Raw genomic sequence first — 25,636 nt, forward strand, 5'->3', positions numbered from 1 at the left:
TTCAGCCAAGCGGGTTTGAATTTATCGTATTTGTGAAGTAACATTGCCTGACCACTTCACCCTTATTGAAACAGGCATGAAAAAAATGAACAGGATTTTACCTGTAATAGTTATTTCTCAGTTTTTTTGTACCTCGTTATGGTTTGCAGGAAATGCTGTTATGGCTGATATAGCTAAACAACTGCACCTGGAACCAGCTTATTTAGCTTACCTCACAAGTGCAGTACAAGCTGGGTTTATTACGGGGACTTTAATTTTTGCCATATTAAGTATATCCGATAGATTTTCTCCCTCCCTCGTTTTCTTTACCTGCGCCATTGTGGCCGCTGTTATTAATTTTGCCGTTAGTATACATAGTATAAATTCATCCGCATTAATGTTACTCCGGTTTATGACTGGTTTTTTTCTCGCGGGAATTTACCCGGTGGGGATGAAAATAGCAGCTGACCATTACCAACAGGGGCTCGGGAAGTCATTGGGCTTTTTGGTGGGCGCCCTGGTTATCGGAACGGCCTTCCCTCATTTTTTGAAAAGCATGATGGCAGCCTTACCCTGGAGGTATGTTATTTTTTCAACTTCATCCCTTTCTGCATTGGGCGGGTTGGCTATGTTTTTTTGGGTACCCGATGGGCCTTACCGCAAGCCCGGCCAAAAATTAAACTTAAACGAGTTTTTACAAAGCTTCCGTGACAGCAAGTTCAGGGCTGCTTCATTCGGGTACTTCGGGCACATGTGGGAATTATATGCCTTTTGGGTATTTGTGCCGGTAATGCTGGCCGCTTATAAAGGTCATCATCCCGCTCAAAGTCTTAATATCCCGCTCTTAGCATTCCTGATCATTGTGGCAGGCAGTATTTCCTGCGTTTTTAGCGGATTGATCTCTCAGCGTTTGGGCGCCAAGAAAACGGCTGTTATAGCATTGTGTTTATCGGGTATATGCTGTTTGATATCTCCGTTATTCTTATTTAATAATTCGGTAGCTGCATTTATAGTGTTCCTGTTTATCTGGAGCCTGGCGGTTATTGCCGATTCGCCCATGTTTTCTACATTGGTTGCTCAAAATGCACCTGAAACATCAAAAGGTACTGCGCTTACAATAGTGAATTGTATTGGGTTTTCTATTACCATCATCAGCATCCAGTTAATTAACGCCCTCCGGAATAATGCCAATACGCAGTATATCTATATGGTGCTGGCTATAGGGCCTGTATTGGGACTGGTGGCACTACTCAAAAATAGGGATACCCGCTCGCTATAAGTGGCCTCTAAGCATGGCCGGGTAGTTAAATGAGCATTAGTAATAAATCCATCGTTAGGATTTGTTAACATTAACATAACATTAAACGTGTTGAAATTAACATTTAGATAATATTGAGGAAATATCTTTGCCCAAATAAATCCCGATAGTATGTCAAAAGGCTTTAAAAGCGCTGTTTTATTGTTGTTTCTGTTAATTGGATATTCATTTAATGTTAAGGCTCAGGACTCCAAAGTGGGTACGTGGGGCATAGTCACCGTAGTATTACCCGGCGATAGCAGCCATAAATGGGGTGGATATTCTGAACTGCAAACCCGTACTAACGGTGCGTTCAGTCAATTTCAGTATTACGAGGCTAAGGCTGGTGTAAGCTATGATATTGATAAAAATTTTATCGCTTTACTTGGTACAGGCACCTATCATACTTATGATTATACCGACCTGGGCAAAGGACCTACAACCAACGAATATCGCTTATGGGAACAAATGACGGTTAACCAGTTCCTGTACCGCATTAAATTTGAACATCGTTATCGTGTAGAACAACGATGGGTTAACGGTGATTACCGCAATCGTTTCAGGTACAGATTAAACATGTTCATACCTTTAAATAATACCAAAATTGTAGCTAAAACCTGGTTCCTGTCTGTTTTTGATGAAGTGTTCTTTAACAACAAGGCGCCTAACTTTGAGCGTAACCGGGTATCGGCGGCATTAGGTTATCAGTTTGATAAAAAATGGATAGTACAGGCTGGTTGGCTAAATCAGCGTAATTACACGGCTACGCAAAGCAGTGCTAAAAATAATATCATGCTGATGCTCATGTACCGTATTAATCGTAAAAATGGAGTTGCAGGTGAGCGCGTTCCTACAACAACTGATTAATAATCATTACAAATGAAAAATTCTAATTGCGATTTCCTGATTTTGCTGTTAACTTAGCCCGCGGTTTACAAATTACAAATATCTGACAATAAATTATGAGCTTAATAATTGACGTACACGCCCGCCAAATTTTAGATTCGCGCGGTAACCCCACTGTGGAGGTTGAAGTTTTAACTGAGAACGGCGCTTTTGGCCGTGCCGCTGTACCATCAGGTGCATCAACCGGCGCACACGAAGCTGTTGAACTTCGCGATGATGACAAATCAAAATATATGGGTAAAGGCGTTTTAAAAGCCGTTGCCAACGTAAACGATGTCATTGCACCAGAATTAAAAGGTATTGATGTTTTTGACCAAAATACCATTGATGCATTAATGATTGAAATTGACGGTACAGAAAACAAAGGTAAATTAGGTGCTAACGCTATTTTGGGCGTTTCTTTAGCAGTTGCAAAAGCTGCAGCGCAAGAAAGCCGCCAGCCTTTGTACCGCTACATTGGTGGTGTAAATGCAAATACATTACCAATCCCCATGATGAATATCATTAATGGCGGCTCGCACTCTGATGCTCCTATTGCTTTCCAGGAATTTATGATCATGCCTGTTGGCGCTCCATCTTTTTCTGAAGCATTACGTTGGGGTACCGAAGTATTCCATAACCTGAAAAAAATTCTGCATGATCGTGGTTTATCAACCGCTGTTGGTGACGAAGGTGGTTTTGCACCAACTTTTGAAGGTACAGAAGACGGTGTTGAAACCATTTTAAAAGCTATTGAAAAAGCCGGTTACAAACCAGGTGAAGACATCTTTATTGCGTTTGACTGTGCCGCATCTGAGTTTTACAAAGACGGTAAATACGATTATACTAAGTTTGAAGGCGAAAAAGGTGCTATCCGCACAAGCGCAGAGCAGGTTGAATATCTTGCAGAACTTGTTGCCAAATACCCTGTTATTTCGATTGAAGATGGTATGGCCGAAGACGATTGGGCTGGCTGGAAATTATTAACTGAAAAATTGGGCAAAACCGTACAACTGGTAGGTGACGATTTATTTGTAACCAACACCAAACGTTTGCAACGTGGTATTGACGAAGATACTGCTAACTCTATCCTGGTAAAAGTAAACCAGATTGGTTCCTTAACCGAAACCATTAACGCGGTTACTTTGGCTCAAACCAATGGTTATACTTCGGTAATGAGCCACCGCTCAGGCGAAACTGAAGATGCAACCATTGCCGATTTAGCTGTAGCATTAAACTGCGGTCAAATCAAAACCGGTTCGGCTTCACGTTCAGACAGGATCGCGAAATACAACCAATTATTGCGTATTGAAGAAGAATTAGGCGAAAACGCAAAATTCATCGGTAAGAATTTTAAATTCTACAAAAAATAATCAAACTCATAAAAGAGCCATCTGTGTAAAAACAGGTGGCTCTTTTTTAATTTATATAAATGGCAAAAGGTAAACAGCCGGAATGGTTAAAGCGTGAGATACAATACTTTAATAAGGCCGACGAATCCTTAGCCGGCGCAGCTGAGCTTGCACCTATTGAGCTGTCCATACTGCAAAATTACTTTGAAACAGATCAGGACGATCCCATATTTGATATGTACCAGATTGAACCTGTTGATGCCACCTTTTTAAAACCATACACCAGTTTGGAGTTTGATTTTGAAAAATACGATTACTGGCTGGCCGCCTTTACCAACAATTGGGAACAAACCAAACGCGATAAGGGGTTTATGGGGCAATACCCTCCACCTAAAGAATAGCCATTCATAAAACCAATAATTAAACCATACCAGCCACGTTATTGTACAATTACTAATAAAATTATATTGATGAACAGAAAAGGGGTTTTGAGGGGACTGTGGATAATGCTGATCTTGATTATTGATATCGCGCTTGACCGCATATCAAAAAATTATATACGCCACAATTTTGAATATCACGAAGAAATACTGCCCTTTAAATACAATTATCATTTCCTGATAACCCGTACCGAAAACACAGGCGCTTTTTTAAGTCTGGGCGATTCGCTTGAAAATCCGTGGAGGTTTATGCTGCTTACGCTGTTGCCTGCAGCGGTGCTCCTGTTTGGGCTGGTTTACGTTTTAATGAAAACGAACCTTCATAAACTTACCGTACTCGGAATAATCCTGGTGCTTGCCGGTGGTATGGGCAACCTTTATGACAGATGGGTGTACGGCGGGGTAACCGATTTTATGCTCATTAAGTTTAAATGGTTTCAAACAGGTGTGTTCAACGTAGCCGATATGTCTATCATGGCCGGTGTAGGTATCCTTCTGGTCCATTCGTTTTTAAACGACCGTAAGATTAAAAATAAAGCGCCTGAGGGTAACGAAGAAAAGATAGAGGTATAACGTAAACTTCTTTATGCCTTTCCAAATTAATCCTGATTTGTCATCCTGAGGAACGAAGGATCTATTCGCCATCTTGCTTATCGCATAATAGATGCTTCACTATGTTCAGCATGACAAGGTGGTGATTTTTAAATGCTTTATTTTGCGCTCGTTTAAGCTGAATATAAGCTTAAAGCATTGTTAATAATAAAAACAGTATCTTTGCAGAAAAAATACAAGTTCGCCTACGGTTTTGATCACCGAAACTCTTCAGATCCGCTTATGCTTTGGCGATAGCACAATACACATTACAATCATTACATGTCATTCGAAAATTTAAAATTAATTGAGCCCTTACTCAAGGCCTTAAAAACTGAGGGATATACAACACCTACACCAATACAGGCGCAAGCCATCCCTATCATATTACAACACCAGGATCTGCTGGGTTGCGCACAAACTGGTACCGGTAAAACCGCTGCCTTCGCGCTGCCTATTTTACAATTATTGTATCAGGACAGGATGGCTCATAAAGAGCAAAAAACCATCAAAGCGTTAATATTAACACCAACACGTGAACTGGCCATACAAATTGCCGAAAGCTTTACCAATTATGGTAAACATACCGGTTTAAAAAATCTGGTTATTTTTGGTGGTGTATCACAAAATCCGCAGGTTGACGCTTTAAGGCGTGGGGTGGATATTTTGATAGCAACACCAGGTCGTTTGCTTGATTTGATGAACCAGCGCTTTGTACACCTGGAGCACGTTAAAATGCTGGTACTGGACGAGGCCGACCGTATGCTGGATATGGGCTTTGTACACGATGTTAAAAAAGTAATTGCAAAAGTACCTGTAAAAAGGCAAACACTTTTCTTTTCGGCCACTATGCCTAAAGAGATCCAGTCGCTGGCAGATAGCATATTAACCAATCCCGAAAAGATTGAGGTTACCCCGGTATCATCAACTGCCGATACTATACAGCAATCGTTGTTTTACGTTGATAAAAACGATAAAAAATCATTACTGATCCATATATTAAAAGATAAGAACATTAAAACCGCGCTGGTATTTACACGTACCAAGCATGGCGCCGATAAAGTGGTGAAAGACCTGGTACGCGTAGGCATAACTGCCGAAGCTATCCACGGTAACAAATCGCAAAACGCACGCCAGCGGGCTTTAACCAATTTTAAAAATCGTACCACACGTGTGCTGATAGCTACCGATATTGCCGCCCGTGGTATTGATATTGATGAGCTTACCCACGTTATTAATTACGAAATACCTAACATTCCTGAAACCTACGTACACCGTATCGGTCGTACAGGCCGTGCAGGCGCAAGCGGTATAGCGCTTTCTTTTTGCGACGAGGAAGAGATAGAATTTTTAAAGGATATCCACAAACTGATAGCCAAAGAGATCCCTATTGAAGAAGCGCATCCATATCCACTTAGTCCGGTTGCTATAGCAGCCGGTATGGGAGCCAAAAAAGGCAGTGCTAATGCAAGTCTGCGCAATGGTTCATCATCAGGCAGGAGCGGCGGTAACAGGCGTCAGGGTGGCAGTGGCAACCGTTCAGGCGGTGGTAACAGCCGTGCAGGTGGTAACAGAACAGGTGGCAACAGCGGCCTAAGCGGAGCCAGCCGTTCATCAGGCGGAAACAGACATTAATTGTAGGTTTTACTTATTACATAAACACAAAAACAGCCTCATTTGAGGCTGTTTTTGTGTTTACAGGTTTTTCTTTGTTTACTTAAACGCGCTGCCCCCGGTTCCATTGACAGTAGCGTATACAACAGTTATCCCCCATATCTGGGGGCAGGTTCCACACTTTAGGGGATAGTATGCCAGGTGTAGTACCTGCACCTTTGTATCATAGGCGCTTTTAACAAAACAGCTGCACATAAAATACTTTTACAATGGAAAAACAAATTGAGCAACAACTAACAGGAAAGAAAATTTTATTTGCCACAGTCGCCGCCGATGGGCATTTTAACCCGCTTACCGGCTTAGCTAAACACTTACAGCAATTGGGTTGCGATGTGCGATGGTTTACCTCAGATATTTTTGCCGGTAAACTGGAGAAATTAGGTATACCACATTATGGCTATGAAAAAACACTGGACCTGAACGGAGATAATGTAGGTGATTACAAGGGCAGACAACTCATTACCGATCCGATTGAGAAGCTGAACTTTGATTTTATTCATTTTTTTATTGAGCGCTCGCCTGAGTATTATGCCGATATATTAAAAATTCATGAAACGTTCGCGTTTGATATGATGATAGCGGATAGCACATTTACCGCGATCCCTTTTGTTAGGGCCAAAATGAATAAACCGGTAATAGCAATAGGTATTATTCCATTGGTAGAGGACTCGGTTGATCTTGCTCCATTTGGCATGGCATTACCTCCGGCCAAAGACGAGGCAACACGTATAGAATATGCCAAGCTGCATGATCAGGCTTTAAACCTATTGTTCAAGAAATCTGTTGATATCCATGAGGCCATTTTGAATGATTATGGTATTGAGTTTGAAAGATCGATGTTCACCAATATGTTGGTAAAGCAATCAAGTTTATACCTGCAAATAGGTTCGCCGGGTTTTGATTATCAACGCGAAATGGGCGATAATGTGCGTTTTATAGGCGCCTTGTTACCTTATCAGCCCGAAGTTAAAGAGCACAATTGCTGGTTTGATGAGCGCCTTAATCATTACAAAAAAATTATACTGGTAACACAGGGTACAGTTGAAAAGAATACTACCAAATTAACCGAACCAACGCTGGAAGCTTTTAAAGATACTGATGTATTAGTTATTGCTACCACCGCCGGCAGCAATACACAGCAGCTTAAAGAAAAATATAACGCAAACAATATTATCATAGAAGACTACATTCCTTTTAATGATGTAATGCCTTATGTTAATGTGTACGTTACAAATGGTGGCTACGGCGGCTCATTACTAAGTGTAAGCAATCAATTGCCAATGGTAGCTGCCGGAGTACACGAGGGAAAAAGCGAAATATGTGCACGCATTGGCTATCTTAACTATGGTATAAACCTTAATACTGAAACCCCAACTCCAGAGGCTATTCGTAATGCAGTAGAAGAAGTTATGACCAACGGGTTGTATAAAAACAACATTATAAAACTGTATAACGAAATGAATAGCTATAACTCAAAAGAATTATGTACCCAGTACATAAATAAGTTGTTAGCTAATTCAACAGTATCAACATCAGCCCAGGCAGATCTGGCAGTTAACCGATAGGTTGTTTATACCCCAGTAGCGTACCCGGTAGCTTTCATAGTTACCGGGGAGCGTTATTTTACCCCAAATCATTATTCCTGACAATAAACTACGTTGTTAATAAGTTAATAAGCATATTTGTGCCTCTCAAATTTTTTAAATAGTTTTAAATGAAATTCACAGAGCCCATATCAATGAAACGCCTCATTAACCTCTTAAAGAACAAATTCTTTCTGGTTACCATGGCTTTTTTAGTGTGGATGATTTTTTTTGATAAGAACGATCTGTTCTCTCAATACGAATATCGCAAGCAGGTAAATAAGCTAAAGCAGGAGCGTGATTTTTATAAAAAAGAAACCGACCAGGTTACCAAGGAGCTTGACGAACTAACCTCGAATCCCCAAAAACTCGAAAAGTTTGCCCGCGAAAAGTATCTCATGAAAAAAGATAATGAAGATGTTTTTGTAATAGTACCTGCTAAAAAGGATAAATAGGGAATAGAGACAAGACTTTTAGAATCAGGAAACAAGATATTTGTAAAAGCGATAGGTTTAAAACTTGTCGCTTTTTTTGTGATACCAGATTTTTAAGAAAAAGCCTGGCCCAAGTGCGATTCCCTCCCAACGGGAGGGTGCAGGGAGGGGTTTAGCCAACTGTTCTAATAAGCTATTTAAGCAAATCTTTATCAAACCCCTCGGGTAGTTTAATAGCCGGGTCACCTTTTATAAGTTCAATAATCGTAGTCTCAATAGTCCTCATCACATTAAACATATCTGTTTTCATTTCTGATTCTGAAAAACGCAAAAACTGTATTCCAAAGCTTTCTAATTTCTGCTGTCTCAACTCATCCTTATTAAAAGCTTCTTGATAATTATGCGACATCCCATCAATTTCAATGGCTAACATTAAATCTTTGCAATAAAAATCGACTATATAATTATCAATAAAACGCTGGCGGTCAAAATCAAAACCAAGTAGTTTGTCGTTTTTCAATTCATCCCATAACAATAGTTCTCCATCGGTCATGTTTTTACGGAGCTTTCGGGCTAAAGCTTTTAGAGCCGGGTTGTATGGGATGATCTTTTTGGCCATTTTAATTTTGCTTTATCAAACCCCTCCCTACACCCTCCCGTTGGGAGGGAATCGCACATACCTAGGCTTTTCCTTAAATATTATCCTCCTGATTCTTGTCTCTTATTTCTTGATTCTTACCCTTCCTAAACTTCCCCTTCACGCTTCCTTAAAAACCACTCGCCACTCAGCAACAATAATATCAACACGAACAGCCATTTTACATCGATGATATCGCTGTAATGTTTGTCTTCATAAACCACGGTTTTAATATTGTCGTTCTTGCGGATCATATCAGCAAGCTGGCTGATCTGCGCGGGGTATAACATTTTACCGTCGCTTTGTTTGGCAATAGTATTTAGCAATTGATGATTGGCCGCACTTTGGCTGGTTTCCAGGTTAAGGGGTTTTACGGTAAGTTGTCCGCTGGCTTTAAATTGCTGCGGGCCGTTTTGGGTGGTTGCAGTGTAGTTGTATTCGCCAACAGGTAGGGTACCTGCATCCAACTGATAACTTTGACCGATGCGGGTAAACAGGAAGCTGTAGTTTTTTCCTGCCTGGTTTTTCAGGTTGATCTTTACATCGGGCGTGTTGATCAGCTCAAGGGCATCATTATAAAGTTCGGCGTTGAGTATTACATTTTCGCCTTCGTCAAAAATATTACGGGCAGGGTACACCCTAAAACGCTGGCGATTGGCATTGGCGGTTAAATACTGTACAGTTTGGCTCAGCAGTTCGTCGGTGGCATTACGGTTGCCATAGTTCTGGTACTCGGCCAGTTGCCAGCGCCACAGGCCCTCGCCGGTTAATACGGCCGTACGCCTACCGGCCTCATCACTAAAAGCCAGTAAAGGGTAAGTAGTAGCAACAGCGCCTATTTTTTGTTTTAATAAAACCGAGGTATTGGCTGATGTTCCGTAGTTGCCAAACGGAGCCAGCAAGGGGGGCAGCATCGCGATTTTTTTGCGGGATGAATCAGACAAAGTAAAAGCCGAAAAGCCAGCCTCGGGCAATGCAAATACTTCCTGCGATTCTGTACGCCCGGCGCTGATCTTTACATTATTCTGCTCGGCATTAAAAGCCTGCAGATCGGTTTGCGAACCCAGTATATACCAAACAGGTGTTTTGCCTTTGGTGATGAAGCTTTTTACCGCGGCAGAACTTGCCGCAGGAGTTTGATATAATATGATCAGACTATAATCGGCAAGTTTAATGCTGGTCATATCAGATAGCAGACTGGTTTTTACCTCAAAGTTCTTATTGGTTTCAATAGCCTGCTTAATGACGGTAATATCAGGGTGCGCGCTCTGGTACAACACTAAAACTTTTTGCCTCGCATCCAGCACATCCACATAAATAGTTTCGGTATTGTTTTGAGTTGACAACTCATTTTTTATAGGAACAATACTGATGTTATATTTCCTTAACCCTTTTTTATCGGCAGTTAGCTTAATGGGGACAAGTCTTCTTAAATCACCGGTAGCTACCGATATGGTTTGGGTATAAACCTGTTTGCCATCTTCAGTAACAGTCAGGCGCATGTTTTCGCCTTTGCTTTGATAAGCCGCGGCCAAAACCTCTATCTCAAAATCATTACCTAAAAAGGCGGTTTTGTTATAGTTTACGTTACCTATCAGCAAGTCGCGTTTGGCAATGGTATCGCCCAGGGCAATGGTATAAATGCTGGTTTTGATGTTTTTTGCCTCATATTGCGGGTCGTTACCCTGGTTGTATAAACCATCGGTAGCTAATATCAAAGCGCCAATATTCTGGTTTACAAAGCGGTTGTTAAGCTGATGCAAAGCGTTTGCAATATCGGTTTGCTTGCCGTTGAACTGATCAGAAAGGCCATTGCTTAGGTCTTTACTAAAATTAAATTCCTGCACATCATACTTATCTCCAAGTTCCTGTTTTAGTTTGGATAGGTTGTTTACCAGCTGGGCTGCATTAAAACCGGTAGGTTTAAAAGTATTGATGGATGATGAATTATCCTGAGCAATTAGTACCAGTGGCTTTTGCGGAGAATACTTCGCCGTTTTTACCAATGGCGAAACCAATAACATAGCAATAATAAACACCGCAACAGCGCGGATAGCAGCCAGCCCCAACCTGAAGTTTTTACCCAGACTAACCGGTTGCCGGTACAGCAGCCAGGCATACAGTATCCCCAGTATAATACAAACAGGCACCCACCACCCCGAAACTGAACCCCATGTTAGTGAAAACATTCTTGTTATAAGTTTTTACGCAGTACGTTTTACGTTCACCTGCAAAATGCGAAATTATTGTGAAATGAGGGGAATAAAAAAAACGTCATTGAGAGGACAGGAGCAATGACGCGGTGTGGTTTGAGACTTACGAAGTTTTTAAAACTTCGTAAGTCTTCTTATAGTAGGTAAGTCGTGCCTACTTGTTTCGGCATCCCACATGCAAAGTCTGCAGCAGGTTGATGACTTGTCCTGAGAGATCCTGAAACAAGTTCAGGATGACAATGGTGGATTTTACAACATCCCGCCATCAACAGGGATAACCTGCCCGGTAATGTAGGTAGCCATGTCTGATGCCAGGAAAACGCAGGCGTTGGCCACATCTTCAGGCTGACCGGCGCGTTTAAGCGGGATACCAGCCTCCCAGCCTTCAACCACTTTGGGGTCAAGCACCTCGGTCATTTCGGTTTTGATAAAGCCCGGGGCAACTACGTTGGTACGTATGTTACGAGAACCAAGCTCTTTCGCTATTGATTTGGAGAAACCGATAATACCAGCCTTTGAAGCCGCGTAATTAGCCTGACCGGCATTACCCTGTACACCCACAACCGAGCTCATGTTGATGAACACGCCGTTGCGGTTCTTCATCATGATCTTGGAGGCTGCCTTGGTAACATTAAAGATTGATTTCAGGTTCACCTCTAAAACAGAATCCCATTGTTCTTCGGTCATACGCATCAGCAAACCATCTTTGGTGATACCGGCGTTGTTAACCACTATATGTAAGGTGCCAAAATCGGCTACAATGTCATTGATCAATTTTTCGGCTTCATCAAATTTGGAAGCATCAGAGCGGTAGCCTTTTACTTTGGTGCCAAAGCTTTGCAGTTCCTGCTCCAGGGCCTGGCCTTTTTCTACAGATGATAAATAGGTGAAAGCCACATTGGCGCCATGCTCGGCAAACTTTTCTGCTATTTTACGGCCTATCCCTTTTGATGCACCGGTGATAAGCGCTGTTTTTCCTTCTAATAATTTCATAAATTGAGTATATGATTTCGGGCGGTGAAGTTAGTTAATTAGTCGGAAAGTCCATAGTCGATGGTCCATAGTCCATAGATCATACTTTATGGTGAAAATAGAAAACGAATAATCTTAAGCCATGTACTATGGGCTATCGACCATCGACTATTTTCCTTCAGAAAAAATTAATCAATTAACTAAATATCACTACCTTTGCGGCTCAAAAAATCACTGTACATGAGCCAGTCTGTTCAAATAAAAAACGCTTTAATTTCTGTTTACTATAAAGATAATTTAGAGCCTATCATTCTTGAGTTAAACCGCCTTGGTATTAATATCTATTCAACCGGTGGCACCGAAACTTTTATCCGCAATTTAGGCGTTGATGTAATAGCTGTGGAAGACCTTACTTCATATCCATCTATCCTGGGCGGACGTGTTAAAACGCTGCACCCCAAAGTGTTTGGTGGTATATTGGCCCGCAGGAGCTATGATGGCGATGAACAGCAACTGGCACAATATGAGATCCCTGAAATTGACCTGGTGATTGTAGATCTTTACCCTTTTGAAGAAACAGTAAAGTCAGGAGCGGCCGAAGAAGATGTGATCGAGAAGATCGATATTGGTGGCATTTCCCTGATCCGCGCGGCAGCTAAGAATTTTAAAGATGTAGTGATCGTTGCTTCAAAAAATGATTACGGAACACTTGAAAATATCCTGAAAACGCAGGATGGCGCTACTACTATTAACCAACGCCGCTCATTTGCGCACAAAGCGTTCAATATATCATCACATTACGATAGCGCCATATTTCAGTATTTTAACCAGGAAGACCCGCTGCCTGTTTTTAAACAAAGCATACAAAGCAGCCAAACCTTACGTTACGGCGAAAACCCGCACCAAAAAGGTGTTTTCTACGGCGATCTGGATGCTATGTTCACCAAGTTGCATGGAAAAGAACTTTCTTACAACAATCTGGTTGATGTGGATGCCGCCGTTGCCCTTATTGATGAGTTTACCGAACCAACCATCGCCATATTAAAACATACTAACGCCTGTGGTATAGCCTCACGCTCTTTTATTAAAGAAGCCTGGATAGATGCCCTGGCCTGCGACCCGGTTTCGGCCTTTGGTGGGGTGATCATCGCTAACGACGAGATTGATGCGGAAACTGCAACCGAGATCAGTAAAATATTTTATGAGGTGCTGATAGCGCCTGCTTATACCGATGAGGCTGTAAGTATACTACAGGAAAAAAAGAACCGTATTATTTTGGTTCGTCAGCCTGTTGCCTTGCCAACAAAACAGTTCAAAACATTATTGAACGGCGTTATTGAGCAGGATAAGGATGATGTTATTGAAGGTCCGTCGCAAATGACCCCGGTTACCAACAGGCAACCAACTGAGCACGAATTGCATGACCTGTTTTTTGCTAACAAAGTAGTAAAGCACACCAAATCAAATACCATTGTATTTGCCAAAAATGGTCAGTTAATGGCCAGCGGTGTTGGCCAAACATCAAGGGTTGACTCTTTAAGGCAGGCTGTTATAAAAGCCCATAGCTTTGGTTTTGATCTTAAAGGCGCGGTAATGGCATCTGATGCTTTTTTCCCGTTTCCTGATTGTGCCGAACTTGCTGCCGAGGCTGGCATAACGGCCATACTGCAACCCGGCGGATCAATAAATGATAAACTGTCTGTAGCCATGTGCAACGAAAAAAACATTTCGATGGTTACTACAGGTGTTCGTCATTTTAAACATTAATTTTTTTAGGTTGATTGGGCTGATGGAGTGAATTGTTGATGGTGTTAAATTAGTAAGCGAGGGATAAAGTGAGTTTTGGTAATAATGTTTTTTAACTCCATCGGCCTGATATTACTTAATCACCCAAATCAATTCAAAAACTACAGCCCAGTACAATAAATGTGATATTTTAACGCTTTTAATTGCAACTATCTGGTTTTATTAAGCGTATTTTTATAAACTTTGCAGATTATTTCGAAATAAACATTAAATGGGTCTATTTAACTTTTTTACACAAGAAATTGCTATCGATTTAGGTACCGCAAATACCCTCATCATACATAATGATAAAGTTGTTGTCGATGAACCGTCTATCGTGGCGTTCGACAGAACTACCAATAAAGTTATCGCCATTGGTAGGCAGGCCATGCAAATGGAAGGTAAAACACATGATAATATCCGTACTGTTCGCCCGCTTAAAGATGGTGTAATTGCCGACTTTAATGCTGCTGAGCATATGATACGTGGTATGATCAAAATGATTAACCAGGGTAAAGGCTGGTTCTTCCCTTCGCTACGCATGGTGATCTGTATCCCATCGGGTATTACCGAGGTGGAGAAACGTGCCGTGCGCGACTCGGCCGAGATCGCGGGCGCTAAAGAAGTTTACCTGATACATGAGCCAATGGCTGCCGCAGTAGGTATTGGTATTGATGTAGAAGAGCCTATGGGTAACATGATCATTGATATTGGTGGTGGTACAACCGAAATTGCGGTTATCGCCTTATCAGGTATTGTTTGCGACCAGTCTATCCGCGTGGCGGGTGATAACTTCGACTCTGATATTGTACAATATATCCGCCGTCAGCACAACATCATGATTGGTGACCGTACTGCCGAAAAAATTAAAATAGAAGTAGGTGCCGCATTGCCTGAATTGGCAGATCCACCGGCTGATTTTGCCGTTCAGGGTCGTGACCTGATGACCGGTGTGCCAAAACAGATCATGGTATCTTATACCGAAATTGCGCATTGCCTTGATAAATCGATTTCGAAGATTGAAGAAGCTATTTTAAAAGCATTGGAAATTACTCCCCCCGAGCTATCGGCAGATATTTATCAAACAGGTATTTATTTAACAGGTGGTGGTGCTTTACTGCGTGGTTTAGATAAACGTGTGGCAGCCAAAACAAAACTGCCGGTTCACGTAGCCGAAGACCCGCTTCGCGCCGTAGTACGCGGAACAGGAACCGCCCTTAAAAACATAGGTAATTTTAAATTTTTAATGCAATAGTGACAATTATTGAATTACTGAATTATTGAGTTAGTGATTTTAATATCATCTTCATTCAATAATTCAGTAATGCAATAATTCAATAAATAAGCCGATGCGTAACCTCTTGATATTTATCACTAAGTATAACGCGTTTTTTTTATTCCTGATTTTTGAGGTGAGCTCCCTGTTTATTTATGTAAAATACAATTCTTTTCAAAAAGCCACTTTTATCATCTCCACCAACAAGGTTACCGGTACTTTGTACGCACAGGTTAGTCAGCTTTACGGGTATTTGTCGTTAAAAGAAGTAAATGACAGCCTGGCCCGCGAAAATGCCAACCTGCGGGGCCAGCTCAAATCAGCTTACTATGTTGATACGGTTGAAAAACATAAAGTGGTAGATACAATTTACAAACAACAATACAGCTATATTGTAGCCAAAGTGATCAATAATTCTATTAACAAGCGCAGTAATTACATTACCATAAACAGGGGAAGTAAAGAAGGTATTGCTAAAGATATGGGGGTTATTTGCGGAGCAGGCGTAGTGGGGCAGGTAATAGACGTGTCTGACCATTTGGCCATTATTCAATCCGTACTGCATAAAAACACCAGGTTTAGTGCTATGCTGGTTAATAATAAAGAAATTGGCTCATTTGTTTGGGGTAACGATCTTGATGCTACAAAAGGGTTATTGATCGATATACAAAATAACGCCCAGCCAAAATTGGGTGAGCAGGTGGTTACTTCGGGATATTCGCTTTTCCCCACCGGTATACCATTTGGTAAAATAACAAACCTGCATGCCAAGGGTGGTGGGTTATTGCTTAATGTGGAAGTAGCACTTGCTGTTGATTTTAGTAAGCTGCAATATGTTTACGTGGTAAACAATAAGTTTGCCCAGGAACAAACGGGACTGGAGGCCGTACAAAACAAAAATGAGTAGGGCCATCTTAGTTAACGCCATCAGGTTTTTGGTTTTGGTTTTTATGCAGGTTTTTTTATTGAAAAATATAACCTTTTATAACCTGGCCACTCCATACCTGTATATATTGTTTATTTTACTGTTGCCTTTTGAGGTGCCCAATATATTATTGTTTATATTATCATTTATATTAGGCTTAACTATTGATGCATTTTATGATACTCCGGGCTTACATGCCGCGGCCTGTGTAGTGCTGGCGCTGGTACGGATACTATTTATAAGCATAACCGTACAAAAAGATGGGTTTGATAATGAACCCGAACCTACATTGAGTATTATGGGGTTCAGATGGTTTTTTACTTATGCCCTGATACTTACCTTTTTTCATCACTTTTTCCTGCTTAATTTAGAAGTTTTTAGTTTTTCTGAATTACAATACACACTAAGCCGTGTTGTTTTGAGTTCATTATTTACAGTATTTTTGATGCTGATTTCGGGACTGCTATTTTTCAGAAGGAAAGAACGTAAATGAATAAGTTTTTTGAACGACGCTACGTTGTAACCGGTATTTTCATTATTATTACCCTTACGCTTCTGGCAAGGCTTTACTATATCCAGATAGTTGATGACCGTTATTCGCTGTATGCCAGCAGGAATGTTATCCGCAATTTTATATTATACCCGGCCCGCGGCCCTATACTTGACCGTAATGGCAAAATACTGGTACAAAACGAGCCCATATATGATATTACGGTTAACCCTAAAGAGGTAAAACCTTTTGATACGCTGGCTTTTTGTAAATTAATAGGTATTGATAAGGCAGGCTTTGATAAACGCTTTGCCAAGGCTGTAAAGTACTCACCCAACCGTGAATCGATATTTGAAAAACAACTGTCGGTGCAGTTATATGCATCGTTCCAGGAAAGGTTGTTTGAGTTTCCCGGGTTTTATGTGCAGCCCCGTACGGTACGCACTTATCCCGATTCGGTAGCGGCGCAATTTTTAGGTTTTATTGGTGAAGCGCAGGACCGCGATATTAAACGATCAGGAGGTTATTACCGCCCGGGTGATTATATAGGCGTTACCGGTGTTGAAAAGGCCTACGAAGATGTTTTACGCGGACAGCGCGGGGTAAAGAATATGATGGTTGATTCGCGCGGCATACCCAAAGGATCTTATGCCAATGGCGCCTTTGATACCGTAGCCCGCTCGGGCGAGCGGCTTACCTCATCACTTGATATCCGTTTACAAAAGCTTGGCGAAAAGCTGATGCAGAATAAATTAGGCAGTATAGTGGCCATTGAACCATCAACCGGCGAAATATTATGCTATGTAAGCAGCCCCACGTATGATCCAAACCTGATGGTGGGCCGCGAGCGCGGTAACAATGCCGCCAAAATGTATCAGAACCCATACAAGCCATTTTTTATAAGGCCTATTCAGGCTTATTATCCACCTGGATCGTCATTTAAGCCGCTTAGCGCGCTGATTGCTTTGCAGGAGGGTATCATCACCCCTCAAACAACTTACTTTTGTCCCGGTAGTTATCAGCCTGGTCATGGTAAACCAAAATGTACCCACCCGCACGGACTGGTAAATTTGAGCAGTGCTATAGCCGGCTCATGTAATGGTTATTTTGCCATGGTGTTTGAAAAACTAATGAACTACCATGGCCCCAAAAATACCTCCGCTACATTTACCGATTGGCGTACCAATGTAACTAAGTTTGGTTTTGGTGTCAGGCTTGATGTTGATATCCCCAATGAGGGCAGGGGTAACGTGCCTACCGCGTTACATTATGATAATGTGTATAAGCCCGGCTATTGGCGTTCAAGCACTATACTTTCATTGGCCATTGGCCAGGGCGAGCTGGAGGCCACACCATTGCAACTTGCAAATATTGAATGTACAATTGCCAATCATGGCTTTTATTACAAACCCCATTTAATAAAAGGCATAGGCGATAAAAATATTATTAAGTCGGAGTATACCGTTAAAAACAATGTAGGGATCGATCCGCAATATTTTGAACCGGTGATTGAAGGTATGCAAAATGTGGTTGAAGGTGGTGGCGGATATGCCACAGCCCGGAGATCAAAAATACCGGGTATCATTATGTGCGGTAAAACAGGTACAGCACAAAATCCACACGGAAAAAATCACTCGTTGTTTGTAGCTTTTGCTCCCCGCGAAAATCCAAAGATCGCGATTGCGGTAGTGGTTGAAAACTCGGGTGATGGAGGTGATTTTGCTGCCCCTATAGCCAGCTTTATTATAGAAGAATATTTGAGAGGCGAAATAACTAAACGAGAATCGGGCATTAGCCCCGAGGGGTTTACGAACATGAACCTGCTGCCCGATCTGAGCATTTATCAGCATGACTTGCAAAAACAGCAAAGAAGGGACAGCGTAAGAAAAGCGAAGGCCGATTCTATAAAAAAAGCATCAGGTATAAAAACGGTATTAAACCAGGGTAAGCCAATTAGCATTGTTAAACTTTTAGCCAGCAGGGAGGCACGCAAATAAGATGAATAACCAGCGCAGTTTCTTTTTTAATGTAGATTGGCTAACGGTGCTCCTTTACCTGGCCTTGTGCGTTATAGGCTGGTTTAATATTCATGCGGCTGTGTTTGATGATAAGCATCCCAGTATTGTTGACACTGCTACCAATTATGGTAAACAGTTCATCTACATTAATGTATCAATTGTTGTAGCCATTATTATACTCTTACTGGAGAGCCGGTTTCTTACGGCGCTAGCCCCTGCATTTTATGGAATAACCGTGCTGCTGCTGATTGTGGTGTTGGTTGTGGGCCGTAACGTAGGCGGTAACCAGGCCTGGATAAATATGGGTGGGGGTTTTAGGCTGCAGCCGTCGGAGTTTGCCAAGTTTGCCACCTGTTTGCTGCTGGCACGGTACTTAAGTTCTGTTAATATAAAGGTTACGGAATTAAAGTCGTTTTTAATCGCGGCAGCTATTATTGGTTTCCCAATGCTGCTTATTATGCTGCAGCCTGATACCGGATCAACACTGGTTTTTTGCTCCCTTATCTTTGTGCTTTATCGTGAAGGGTTATCGCCATATTTCCTGATAGTGACCGGTTTGCTGATAATACTTTTTATAGTGACCCTGTTGTTTAATCCGCTTTATATTATTTTGATAATGGCGGCGTTAACTGCTTTTATCATATTTTTATTTAAGCGTAACAGGAAATTTATTTTTACCATGCTGGTTGGCCTGGCTATTTCCATTACGTTTATTTTTTGCGTTAAATTTATTTACACCAGTGTTTTAAAACCTCACCAAACCGAGCGTATAAATATACTATTAGGTATCACTACCGATTTAAGGGGTAAGGGGTACAACGTAAACCAATCAAAAATAGCCATTGGCTCTGGTAAGCTATGGGGCAAGGGTTATTTGCACGGCACACAAACCAAATACGCCTTTGTGCCTGAGCAAAGTACCGATTTTATTTTTTGCACCATAGGCGAGGAGTGGGGCTTTGCAGGTTCAGTAGTGGTAATAGGTTTATTCCTGTTTTTGATATTGAGGGTGGTTTATCTGGCCGAAAGGCAACGGTCCCCATTTTCGCGTATATATGGCTACGGGGTGGCATCTGTGCTGTTTTTTCACGTGGTTATTAATATAGGCATGACCATAGGTTTGGTACCTGTAATAGGGATCCCACTGCCCTTTATAAGCTATGGCGGATCGTCTTTACTTAGCTTTACTATACTATTATTCATACTCATCAAGCTCGACTCCAACCGCATGGGGATTGTTTAGTTTATGAACATTGCTATTGCTTAAAGGGCATAGTTCATGAAATGACCATAAGTGTTCGGAAGAAATAAAAAGGTTGTCATTTCGACGAGGAACGAGGAGAAATCTTATACGATTTGCAATTGAAGCTTTGCATTATGTATAAGATTTCTCTTCGCCCTTATCGCACAACCCACCCCTGCTCATCGAAATGACAACTTTTTTATAGAAATTTATTTCTTCTGAACACTAAGACGAAATGACCGACAACCGTCTTTGGTATAAGGTAATTTATTACCAGTATAACTTCCGTGCTTATAGGCATTCTTACTTATTTGCAATTATTTCAATATATGTATAAGATTATATTATTAAAATTGAGTTAGATTAATATTATTATTAAATATTGTTGGAAATTATAATTGCCAATTGGTTAATTTTAACGTGGTTTTTAATTAATTTATTGTGTTTTTAGTTAATATATTGATTTTGTAACAATTGTGTTAATTATAAATTATGTTTAGTGAAGGTCATTTTAAAATGTATATTACATGTATTTTTTCATTTAAATACTCACTCAGATTGCCTGTAAAATTGCAAGATATTAAAATGAATAAATTGAATAAGATTGATTAAAAGTGCTTTTTTAGTCTAAAAAGGCACTTTTATACAGAAGAGGTCTTTGTTTTTAATCTCCCAACCCTCGTAAAGCCAACCCTCACCATTACCTGATATTTAAGTATATATTGTTATATATTATATTTGTTTTAAGTGTTTGGCCGAACCGAGGCGAATCCTGAAAAGCCTTTAAAAGAGTAAGGGAATTAACGAACAAAAAATCACTATTATGAAAAATTTAGAATTGAAAGAACTTGGTGTTCAGGAAATGAACACTACCGAAATGACCAAAGTTGAAGGTGGTGGTATATTAAACGACCTGCTTTTTAATACTGTATCTACAGTTGGAGCTACTGTTAACATTTTAGCAACTAACACTGTAAATTTCCTTGGTTATACTTTAAATAAGCTTGTAGGCGTAATTTTAAGCTAATTTATTTAATTAGTCCCAAGGCAGTTCCCACGATCATGTTTCTTGCAGATACGCTAAATCAACATAACTGATTTAACCGGTTGCGGTTGTACTTAACTTATGGTGTTGCTATTAATAAATGGCTGGCCAACAGGCGAATCCTGAAAAGCCTTAACAGAGTAAGGACTTAATGAACAAAAATACTATTATGAAAAATTTAGAATTAAAAGAACTTGGTGTTCAGGAAATGAACACTACCGAAATGACTAATGTTAATGGCGGTTTATTGGGTTTAAGCTTAGATCTTAGCCCGCTTCTTTCTCAAGTTAATAAAACACTGAGCGAAACTTTTGCTTTCATTGGCGCACAATTAGGCGTTATTGTTAAAGCTGTTCAAAACTTATAATAAAATCATGCTAAATAGCCGTTAACCCAACAGGGAGAACGGCTATTTAATTTACAAGTTTTATCAATACTTACCCAGATTATCCGGCTAATTAAGGCGTATCCTGAAGGGCCTTAACAGCGTACGGGAATTAACAAATAAAAAAATCACTACCATGAAAAAGTTAGAATTAGAAGGCCTTGGTGTTCAGGAAATGAATACTACCGAAATGACCAATGTTGAAGGCGGCGGTTTCGGCGATATCCTTATCAATATAAATCTTGATCCAGTTTTTAAATTGGTTGCAGACCTATTAACCGGGCTTGTAAATTTACTTCAAGGCTTATAGGAAAAATTATGAGATAGCCGTTATCCTGAATTTCAGGATAACGGCTATTTTAATATTTAAAACATATGGCTCTATATAATTACTCTGCCGAAACAATTTCCTCAACCGCTATTGTTTACCGCTCGCGCATCAGCAGGCGAACGCAATTGATATACCTGGTTACTGTGGTGTTTATATTGTTAACTTTTGTGGCGCTGCCATTTGTTAAAACCCCTATTAGTGTGAAAGGATCGGGCCTTTTACAGTCGTCTATTGAAAAAACTGAGCTAACCATTCCTGTTAGCGGCAGGCTGATAAGCCTTAAACTTACCGACAATCAAAAAATTAAGCAAGGCGATACCATTTTAGTTATAGATGCGGCTTTGCCAAAACAACAAAGTGCTTTGGCCGAAAATCGCCAAAGCCAGATAAGGCAGTTTTTGCAGGACATAAACGAACTGTTAGCTGGGATTAGCCAGCGCGGGTCGGCTGCTCCTAATTTGCAAACCGGCCAGTATAATGCCTCATGGCAGCAATTTGCACAGGAGCTGCAAAATGCCGCGATTGCAAAAAAGCAGGCTGCAAGTACCTTTAACCGCTATAATGAACTATATAAAAATAAAGTGCTTACTGTATCTGAGTACGAAAAATATAAGTTTGAATATGACCAGGCCCAATCGGCTTACTTAATGGTGCTGGCAAAATATAAAACACAATGGCAAACCGAGGCTAACGGGTTTAGGAACGAGTTTCGGCAGCTAACCGGACAGGAAGCAGAACTAAACGAACAGAAAAGACAATACATATTGAAAGCGCCAATAAGTGGCTCAGTTCAAAATATTTCGGGTATCCAGAATGGGGCCTATGTTTTTGCCAATCAAAAAATTGGAGAAATATCACCCGATGCTAATTTAACCGCCTTTTGTTATATCAGACCTGAAGATATCGGGTTGATAAAAAAAGGACAGGAAGTACGGTTTCAAATAGATGCTTTTAATTACAATCAGTGGGGCCTGGTATTAGGCAAAGTACTCGACATTTCTGACGATATCATTATTGTAAATAATAACCAACCGGTATTTAAAGTAAAATGTACCCTTGATCAAAATTACCTGAAGCTAAAAAACGGTTATAAAGGCTACTTAAAAAAAGGTATGAATTTTACCGCCCGTTTTAAGGTAACCAACCGTAGTTTATATCAATTATTGTATGATAAGGTAGATGATTGGGTAAATCCCAATATAAGCGGACAGTAAAGCTATGAGTATCAAAATAAAACAACGGGATATAACGGATTGCGGCGCGGCTTGTTTAGCTTCTATATCATCGCATTATAAATTAGACCTCGCGGTTGCCCGCATCAGGCAGCTTGCAGGTACTGATAAAAAGGGAACCAACGTTTTGGGCATGGTAGAGGCTGCCCAAAAATTAGGTTATGAAGCCAAAGGGGTAAAAGGGCCCTTTGATAGTTTATTTAAAATACCCTTACCCGCGGTTGCTCATTTAGTTGTTAAAGATATTTTGCAGCACTATGTAGTGATTTACAAAGTCACAAACAAATTCATTGAGGTTATGGACCCCTTTGACGGGCAAATACACCATAAAACACATGATGAATTTAAGAAAGAATGGAGCGGCACGTTGGTATTATTGCTGCCCTCAGAGGATTTTCAAACCGGTAACGAAAAAAAATCCATACAGGGACGTTTCTGGAGCTTAGTAAAGCCGCATAAAAGTATTTTGATCCAGGCGCTGTTTGGCGCGGTTATATATACCATTTTAGGTTTGTCGACCTCTGTATTTGTACAAAAACTGGTCGACTTTATATTGGTTGATGGCAATCACAACCTGCTTAACCTGATGGGGGTGGCCATGATCATTATTCTTGGGGTGCAGCTTTTTATAGGCACAGCAAAAAACATATTTACTTTAAAAACCGGGCAAATGATTGATTCCCAGCTTATATTGGGATATTACAAACATTTGTTAAGATTGCCGCAGCAGTTTTTTGATACAATGCGCGTTGGCGAGATCATTTCAAGAATAAATGATGCCGTAAAAATCAGAACGTTTTTGAATGATGTAAGTATTAACTTTTTGGTAAACATATTCATCGTGGTTTTCTCTTTTATCATGATGTTTACCTATTACTGGAAACTGGCCCTCATCATGTTAACAGTTATCCCGCTGTACTTAGCTATTTATTTTATAACGGATAAACTCAATAAAAAGGCGCAACGGAAGCTAATGGAAGACTCTGCCGAATTGGAAACGCAATTGGTGGAGAGTTTAAACGCGGTAGGTACTATAAAACGCTTTGGTCTGGAAGATCATACTAATGAGAAAACCGAAGTCAGGTTTGTAAAACTATTGAAAACCGGATTTCAGTCAAATATGAATTCGGTTTTTTCGGGAACTTCGTCAGAGTTGATCTCCCGGTTATTAACTATTGTTTTGCTTTGGGTGGGGGCGGGTTTTGTTATGGATAATACCATTACCCCCGGCGAGTTATTATCATTTTATACCCTGATAGGTTATTTTACAGGTCCGGTTTCTTCATTGATCGGGATGAATAGAACGGTACAGGACGCGGTAATTGCGGCCGACAGGCTATTTGAAATTATGGATCTGGAGCGTGAAAATGATGAAAACCAAATTGAACTTAGTCCGGATAAAATAGGCGATATCCATTTTGAAAACGTTTCGTTCAGGTATGGAACAAGGGTTGTTGTTTTTGAGGATCTGAACTTAATTATACCGAAAGGCAAATTTACGGCGATAGTAGGCGAAAGCGGTTCTGGCAAATCAACCCTAATGTCAATACTCCAGAATATTTATCCGATACAAAAAGGAAATGTCCGTATTGGGGAGTATGATTTAAAATATATCAGGAACTCGTCGTTGCGACAGGTAATATCGGTTGTACCACAACAAATTGATCTGTTTGCAGGCAATGTTATTGATAATATAGCGGTTGGTGATGATGAGCCAGATATGCAAAAGATTATTGACATAGCCTCGCAACTGGGAATAATGGGTTTTATAGAGGCGTTACCAAAAGGGTTTCAAACTTACCTGGGCGAGAATGGAACCTCATTATCGGGTGGGCAAAGGCAACGTATAGCAATAGCCAGAGCCCTGTACCGCAATCCTGAGATACTTATTCTTGATGAAGCAACCTCATCACTTGATTCGGTATCTGAGAAATACGTACAAAGGATGATCGAAATGTTAAAAGCAGATCGCAAAACCGTGATCGTGATTACACACCGCTCAAGCACCCTGAACCATGCAGACAAGATCATTGTGCTTGATAAAGGCGTGGTTGTGGAGCAAGGCAGCCACAAAATGTTGAAATACAGTTTGAGCTAATTTAAGAAATACAGCATAATAAATAACCGCGTCATTGCGAGGAACGAAGCAATCCCCGATTTGCAGAGGGGCTCTGTATAGCATAGAGATTGCTTCGTTCCTCGCAATGACGCATTTTTATTAAAACAACAAAAGCGGGCATGAAGCCCGCTTTTGTTGTTTTAGMCTTTAGCCTTTAGCTACTCGGATATCTCCGCTTCAGCAAAGCATAAAATTTTTCCACTGTTGCGGGTTTACTTTCCCAATTGTTTTTTACTAAGTAATTAGTTTTCAAAAAACGTTCGGCCTCTTCAAATGAGTTAAAGCGGTTCACAATTTCAATGGCCTCACTATAGGCCAGGCTGTAGCCATTAAAAAGATCTTTTATATACAATAATTTGTCGTTCAGGTTTATAGCCGATTTAAGGTCGGTAATAGGTAGTATATTTGCTTGCAGTGATGCGCTTTTTTCTTTTTCGGCCTTTAGTGCCGAGATCTTTTGGTTAATTGTAAGCACTCTATCCTCGTTATCAGCTTTAGCATTATTGCCATCAGTTTGACCTGCAACCGGCTCTGGCGTGTCATGGTTAACTGAATGATTTTCAGCAGGCTCTGTTTCAGTTGCTGCAGGCTGCACCTGTTCAATTAATTCTTCCTGCTCAAAATGATCTACTTCGTCCTCCCAATCCTGCACTTCATCAATTTCCAGTTCCTCTTTTACCGGTTCGGGTTCACGCCGTTCAAACGAATATGAATCGCCATTGCTTTCAGC

Annotated in this window: 22 protein-coding genes and 1 pseudogene; 19 read left to right on the forward strand and 4 right to left on the reverse strand. The window is 40.7% G+C overall.

All coding sequences use genetic code 11. From position 1 onward, the window contains the following. Window positions 1-76: 76 nt before the first annotated feature. The 8 genes from AC1DRQ_RS14440 to AC1DRQ_RS14475 all read left to right on the forward strand — a co-directional run bounded on the left by AC1DRQ_RS14440 (window position 77) and on the right by AC1DRQ_RS14475 (window position 8,256). Window positions 77-1,258, forward strand: a complete 1,182-nt coding sequence (locus tag AC1DRQ_RS14440; protein ID WP_477425418.1) for an MFS transporter — start codon at window positions 77-79, stop codon at window positions 1,256-1,258. 150 nt (window positions 1,259-1,408) lie between these two features. After that, window positions 1,409-2,143: a DUF2490 domain-containing protein gene (locus tag AC1DRQ_RS14445; protein ID WP_477425419.1), complete on the forward strand. Its 735-nt coding sequence runs from the start codon at window positions 1,409-1,411 to the stop codon at window positions 2,141-2,143. 95 nt (window positions 2,144-2,238) lie between these two features. Next, window positions 2,239-3,534, forward strand: coding sequence for a phosphopyruvate hydratase (gene eno / locus AC1DRQ_RS14450; RefSeq protein WP_429400453.1), 1,296 nt, complete (start codon window positions 2,239-2,241; stop codon window positions 3,532-3,534). A gap of 59 nt (window positions 3,535-3,593) precedes the next feature. Then, entirely contained in the window at window positions 3,594-3,914 is a 321-nt protein-coding gene (locus tag AC1DRQ_RS14455; RefSeq protein ID WP_429400454.1) for a DUF7683 domain-containing protein, read from the forward strand. A 69-nt stretch (window positions 3,915-3,983) separates the two neighbouring features. Further along, entirely contained in the window at window positions 3,984-4,526 is a 543-nt protein-coding gene (gene lspA / locus AC1DRQ_RS14460) for a signal peptidase II (RefSeq protein ID WP_477425420.1), read from the forward strand. 300 nt (window positions 4,527-4,826) lie between these two features. Continuing rightward, complete coding sequence (locus tag AC1DRQ_RS14465) at window positions 4,827-6,179, forward strand: DEAD/DEAH box helicase (RefSeq protein ID WP_429400456.1); 1,353 nt, start codon at window positions 4,827-4,829, stop codon at window positions 6,177-6,179. A 248-nt stretch (window positions 6,180-6,427) separates the two neighbouring features. After that, window positions 6,428-7,783, forward strand: a complete 1,356-nt coding sequence (locus tag AC1DRQ_RS14470) for a glycosyltransferase (protein WP_477425421.1) — start codon at window positions 6,428-6,430, stop codon at window positions 7,781-7,783. Between the two features lie 173 nt (window positions 7,784-7,956). After that, the gene (locus AC1DRQ_RS14475) at window positions 7,957-8,256 is read left to right on the forward strand and encodes an FtsB family cell division protein (RefSeq protein WP_429400550.1); all 300 of its coding nucleotides are present in this window, start codon (window positions 7,957-7,959) and stop codon (window positions 8,254-8,256) included. A gap of 172 nt (window positions 8,257-8,428) precedes the next feature. On the opposite strand, the gene AC1DRQ_RS14480 is transcribed toward AC1DRQ_RS14475, so the two are convergent. From AC1DRQ_RS14480 to fabG, 3 genes are all read right to left on the reverse strand, one after another. Continuing rightward, complete coding sequence (locus AC1DRQ_RS14480; RefSeq protein WP_477425422.1) at window positions 8,429-8,854, reverse strand: endonuclease domain-containing protein; 426 nt, start codon at window positions 8,852-8,854, stop codon at window positions 8,429-8,431. A 125-nt stretch (window positions 8,855-8,979) separates the two neighbouring features. Beyond that, the gene (locus AC1DRQ_RS14485; RefSeq protein WP_477425423.1) at window positions 8,980-11,061 is read right to left on the reverse strand and encodes a hypothetical protein; all 2,082 of its coding nucleotides are present in this window, start codon (window positions 11,059-11,061) and stop codon (window positions 8,980-8,982) included. Between the two features lie 273 nt (window positions 11,062-11,334). Then, complete coding sequence (gene fabG, locus AC1DRQ_RS14490) at window positions 11,335-12,078, reverse strand: 3-oxoacyl-[acyl-carrier-protein] reductase (RefSeq protein WP_477425424.1); 744 nt, start codon at window positions 12,076-12,078, stop codon at window positions 11,335-11,337. Between the two features lie 219 nt (window positions 12,079-12,297). Between fabG and purH the strand changes: the two genes are divergently transcribed. The 11 genes from purH to AC1DRQ_RS14545 all read left to right on the forward strand — a co-directional run bounded on the left by purH (window position 12,298) and on the right by AC1DRQ_RS14545 (window position 24,885). After that, window positions 12,298-13,824: a bifunctional phosphoribosylaminoimidazolecarboxamide formyltransferase/IMP cyclohydrolase gene (purH, locus tag AC1DRQ_RS14495; protein WP_477425425.1), complete on the forward strand. Its 1,527-nt coding sequence runs from the start codon at window positions 12,298-12,300 to the stop codon at window positions 13,822-13,824. A gap of 250 nt (window positions 13,825-14,074) precedes the next feature. Then, a complete protein-coding gene (locus AC1DRQ_RS14500) occupies window positions 14,075-15,097 on the forward strand; it encodes a rod shape-determining protein (RefSeq protein ID WP_090651245.1) in 1,023 nt (340 codons plus the stop codon). A gap of 94 nt (window positions 15,098-15,191) precedes the next feature. After that, window positions 15,192-16,025, forward strand: coding sequence for a rod shape-determining protein MreC (gene mreC, locus AC1DRQ_RS14505; protein WP_477425426.1), 834 nt, complete (start codon window positions 15,192-15,194; stop codon window positions 16,023-16,025). Further along, window positions 16,018-16,536 (forward strand): rod shape-determining protein MreD, encoded by a 519-nt coding sequence (locus tag AC1DRQ_RS14510; protein WP_429400463.1) that lies wholly within the window; start codon window positions 16,018-16,020, stop codon window positions 16,534-16,536. Before mreC ends, AC1DRQ_RS14510 begins: the two co-directional genes overlap by 8 nt. Continuing rightward, window positions 16,533-18,530 carry a penicillin-binding protein 2 gene (gene mrdA, locus AC1DRQ_RS14515; protein WP_477425427.1) on the forward strand — a complete coding sequence of 666 codons (1,998 nt, stop codon included), beginning with the start codon at window positions 16,533-16,535 and terminating at the stop codon, window positions 18,528-18,530. Before AC1DRQ_RS14510 ends, mrdA begins: the two co-directional genes overlap by 4 nt. A gap of 1 nt (window position 18,531) precedes the next feature. Beyond that, the gene (gene rodA / locus AC1DRQ_RS14520) at window positions 18,532-19,794 is read left to right on the forward strand and encodes a rod shape-determining protein RodA (RefSeq protein ID WP_477425428.1); all 1,263 of its coding nucleotides are present in this window, start codon (window positions 18,532-18,534) and stop codon (window positions 19,792-19,794) included. Window positions 19,795-20,617: 823 nt separating this feature from the next. Next, entirely contained in the window at window positions 20,618-20,821 is a 204-nt protein-coding gene (locus tag AC1DRQ_RS14525; protein ID WP_429400466.1) for a hypothetical protein, read from the forward strand. Between the two features lie 187 nt (window positions 20,822-21,008). After that, window positions 21,009-21,206 (forward strand): hypothetical protein, encoded by a 198-nt coding sequence (locus tag AC1DRQ_RS14530; protein WP_429400467.1) that lies wholly within the window; start codon window positions 21,009-21,011, stop codon window positions 21,204-21,206. Window positions 21,207-21,360: 154 nt separating this feature from the next. Continuing rightward, window positions 21,361-21,534 (forward strand): hypothetical protein, encoded by a 174-nt coding sequence (locus tag AC1DRQ_RS14535; RefSeq protein ID WP_429400468.1) that lies wholly within the window; start codon window positions 21,361-21,363, stop codon window positions 21,532-21,534. Between the two features lie 65 nt (window positions 21,535-21,599). Next, entirely contained in the window at window positions 21,600-22,769 is a 1,170-nt protein-coding gene (locus AC1DRQ_RS14540; protein ID WP_477425429.1) for an HlyD family secretion protein, read from the forward strand. A 4-nt stretch (window positions 22,770-22,773) separates the two neighbouring features. After that, entirely contained in the window at window positions 22,774-24,885 is a 2,112-nt protein-coding gene (locus AC1DRQ_RS14545; protein WP_477425430.1) for a peptidase domain-containing ABC transporter, read from the forward strand. Between the two features lie 175 nt (window positions 24,886-25,060). On the opposite strand, the pseudogene AC1DRQ_RS14550 reads toward AC1DRQ_RS14545, so the two are convergent. Continuing rightward, window positions 25,061-25,636: pseudogene (locus tag AC1DRQ_RS14550) on the reverse strand (hypothetical protein); the annotation flags it as partial.

This window comes from Mucilaginibacter sp. P4_E8 (genome assembly GCF_056401495.1).

Bases quoted from the DNA above. Each gene is read 5' to 3' on its own strand.
- AC1DRQ_RS14465 (WP_429400456.1), top strand. From the start codon at position 4,827: ATGTCATTCGAAAATTTAAAATTAATTGAGCCCTTACTCAAGGCCTTA.
- AC1DRQ_RS14455 (WP_429400454.1), top strand. From the start codon at position 3,594: ATGGCAAAAGGTAAACAGCCGGAATGGTTAAAGCGTGAGATACAATAC.
- AC1DRQ_RS14475 (WP_429400550.1), top strand. From the start codon at position 7,957: ATGAAACGCCTCATTAACCTCTTAAAGAACAAATTCTTTCTGGTTACC.
- mreC (WP_477425426.1), top strand. From the start codon at position 15,192: ATGCGTAACCTCTTGATATTTATCACTAAGTATAACGCGTTTTTTTTA.
- AC1DRQ_RS14440 (WP_477425418.1), top strand. From the start codon at position 77: ATGAAAAAAATGAACAGGATTTTACCTGTAATAGTTATTTCTCAGTTT.
- lspA (WP_477425420.1), top strand. From the start codon at position 3,984: ATGAACAGAAAAGGGGTTTTGAGGGGACTGTGGATAATGCTGATCTTG.
- AC1DRQ_RS14530 (WP_429400467.1), top strand. From the start codon at position 21,009: ATGAAAAATTTAGAATTAAAAGAACTTGGTGTTCAGGAAATGAACACT.
- fabG (WP_477425424.1), bottom strand. From the start codon at position 12,078: ATGAAATTATTAGAAGGAAAAACAGCGCTTATCACCGGTGCATCAAAA.
- mrdA (WP_477425427.1), top strand. From the start codon at position 16,533: ATGAATAAGTTTTTTGAACGACGCTACGTTGTAACCGGTATTTTCATT.
- purH (WP_477425425.1), top strand. From the start codon at position 12,298: ATGAGCCAGTCTGTTCAAATAAAAAACGCTTTAATTTCTGTTTACTAT.
- rodA (WP_477425428.1), top strand. From the start codon at position 18,532: ATGAATAACCAGCGCAGTTTCTTTTTTAATGTAGATTGGCTAACGGTG.
- AC1DRQ_RS14510 (WP_429400463.1), top strand. From the start codon at position 16,018: ATGAGTAGGGCCATCTTAGTTAACGCCATCAGGTTTTTGGTTTTGGTT.
- AC1DRQ_RS14535 (WP_429400468.1), top strand. From the start codon at position 21,361: ATGAAAAAGTTAGAATTAGAAGGCCTTGGTGTTCAGGAAATGAATACT.
- AC1DRQ_RS14445 (WP_477425419.1), top strand. From the start codon at position 1,409: ATGTCAAAAGGCTTTAAAAGCGCTGTTTTATTGTTGTTTCTGTTAATT.
- AC1DRQ_RS14545 (WP_477425430.1), top strand. From the start codon at position 22,774: ATGAGTATCAAAATAAAACAACGGGATATAACGGATTGCGGCGCGGCT.
- eno (WP_429400453.1), top strand. From the start codon at position 2,239: ATGAGCTTAATAATTGACGTACACGCCCGCCAAATTTTAGATTCGCGC.
- AC1DRQ_RS14480 (WP_477425422.1), bottom strand. From the start codon at position 8,854: ATGGCCAAAAAGATCATCCCATACAACCCGGCTCTAAAAGCTTTAGCC.
- AC1DRQ_RS14525 (WP_429400466.1), top strand. From the start codon at position 20,618: ATGAAAAATTTAGAATTGAAAGAACTTGGTGTTCAGGAAATGAACACT.
- AC1DRQ_RS14500 (WP_090651245.1), top strand. From the start codon at position 14,075: ATGGGTCTATTTAACTTTTTTACACAAGAAATTGCTATCGATTTAGGT.
- AC1DRQ_RS14540 (WP_477425429.1), top strand. From the start codon at position 21,600: ATGGCTCTATATAATTACTCTGCCGAAACAATTTCCTCAACCGCTATT.
- AC1DRQ_RS14485 (WP_477425423.1), bottom strand. From the start codon at position 11,061: ATGTTTTCACTAACATGGGGTTCAGTTTCGGGGTGGTGGGTGCCTGTT.
- AC1DRQ_RS14470 (WP_477425421.1), top strand. From the start codon at position 6,428: ATGGAAAAACAAATTGAGCAACAACTAACAGGAAAGAAAATTTTATTT.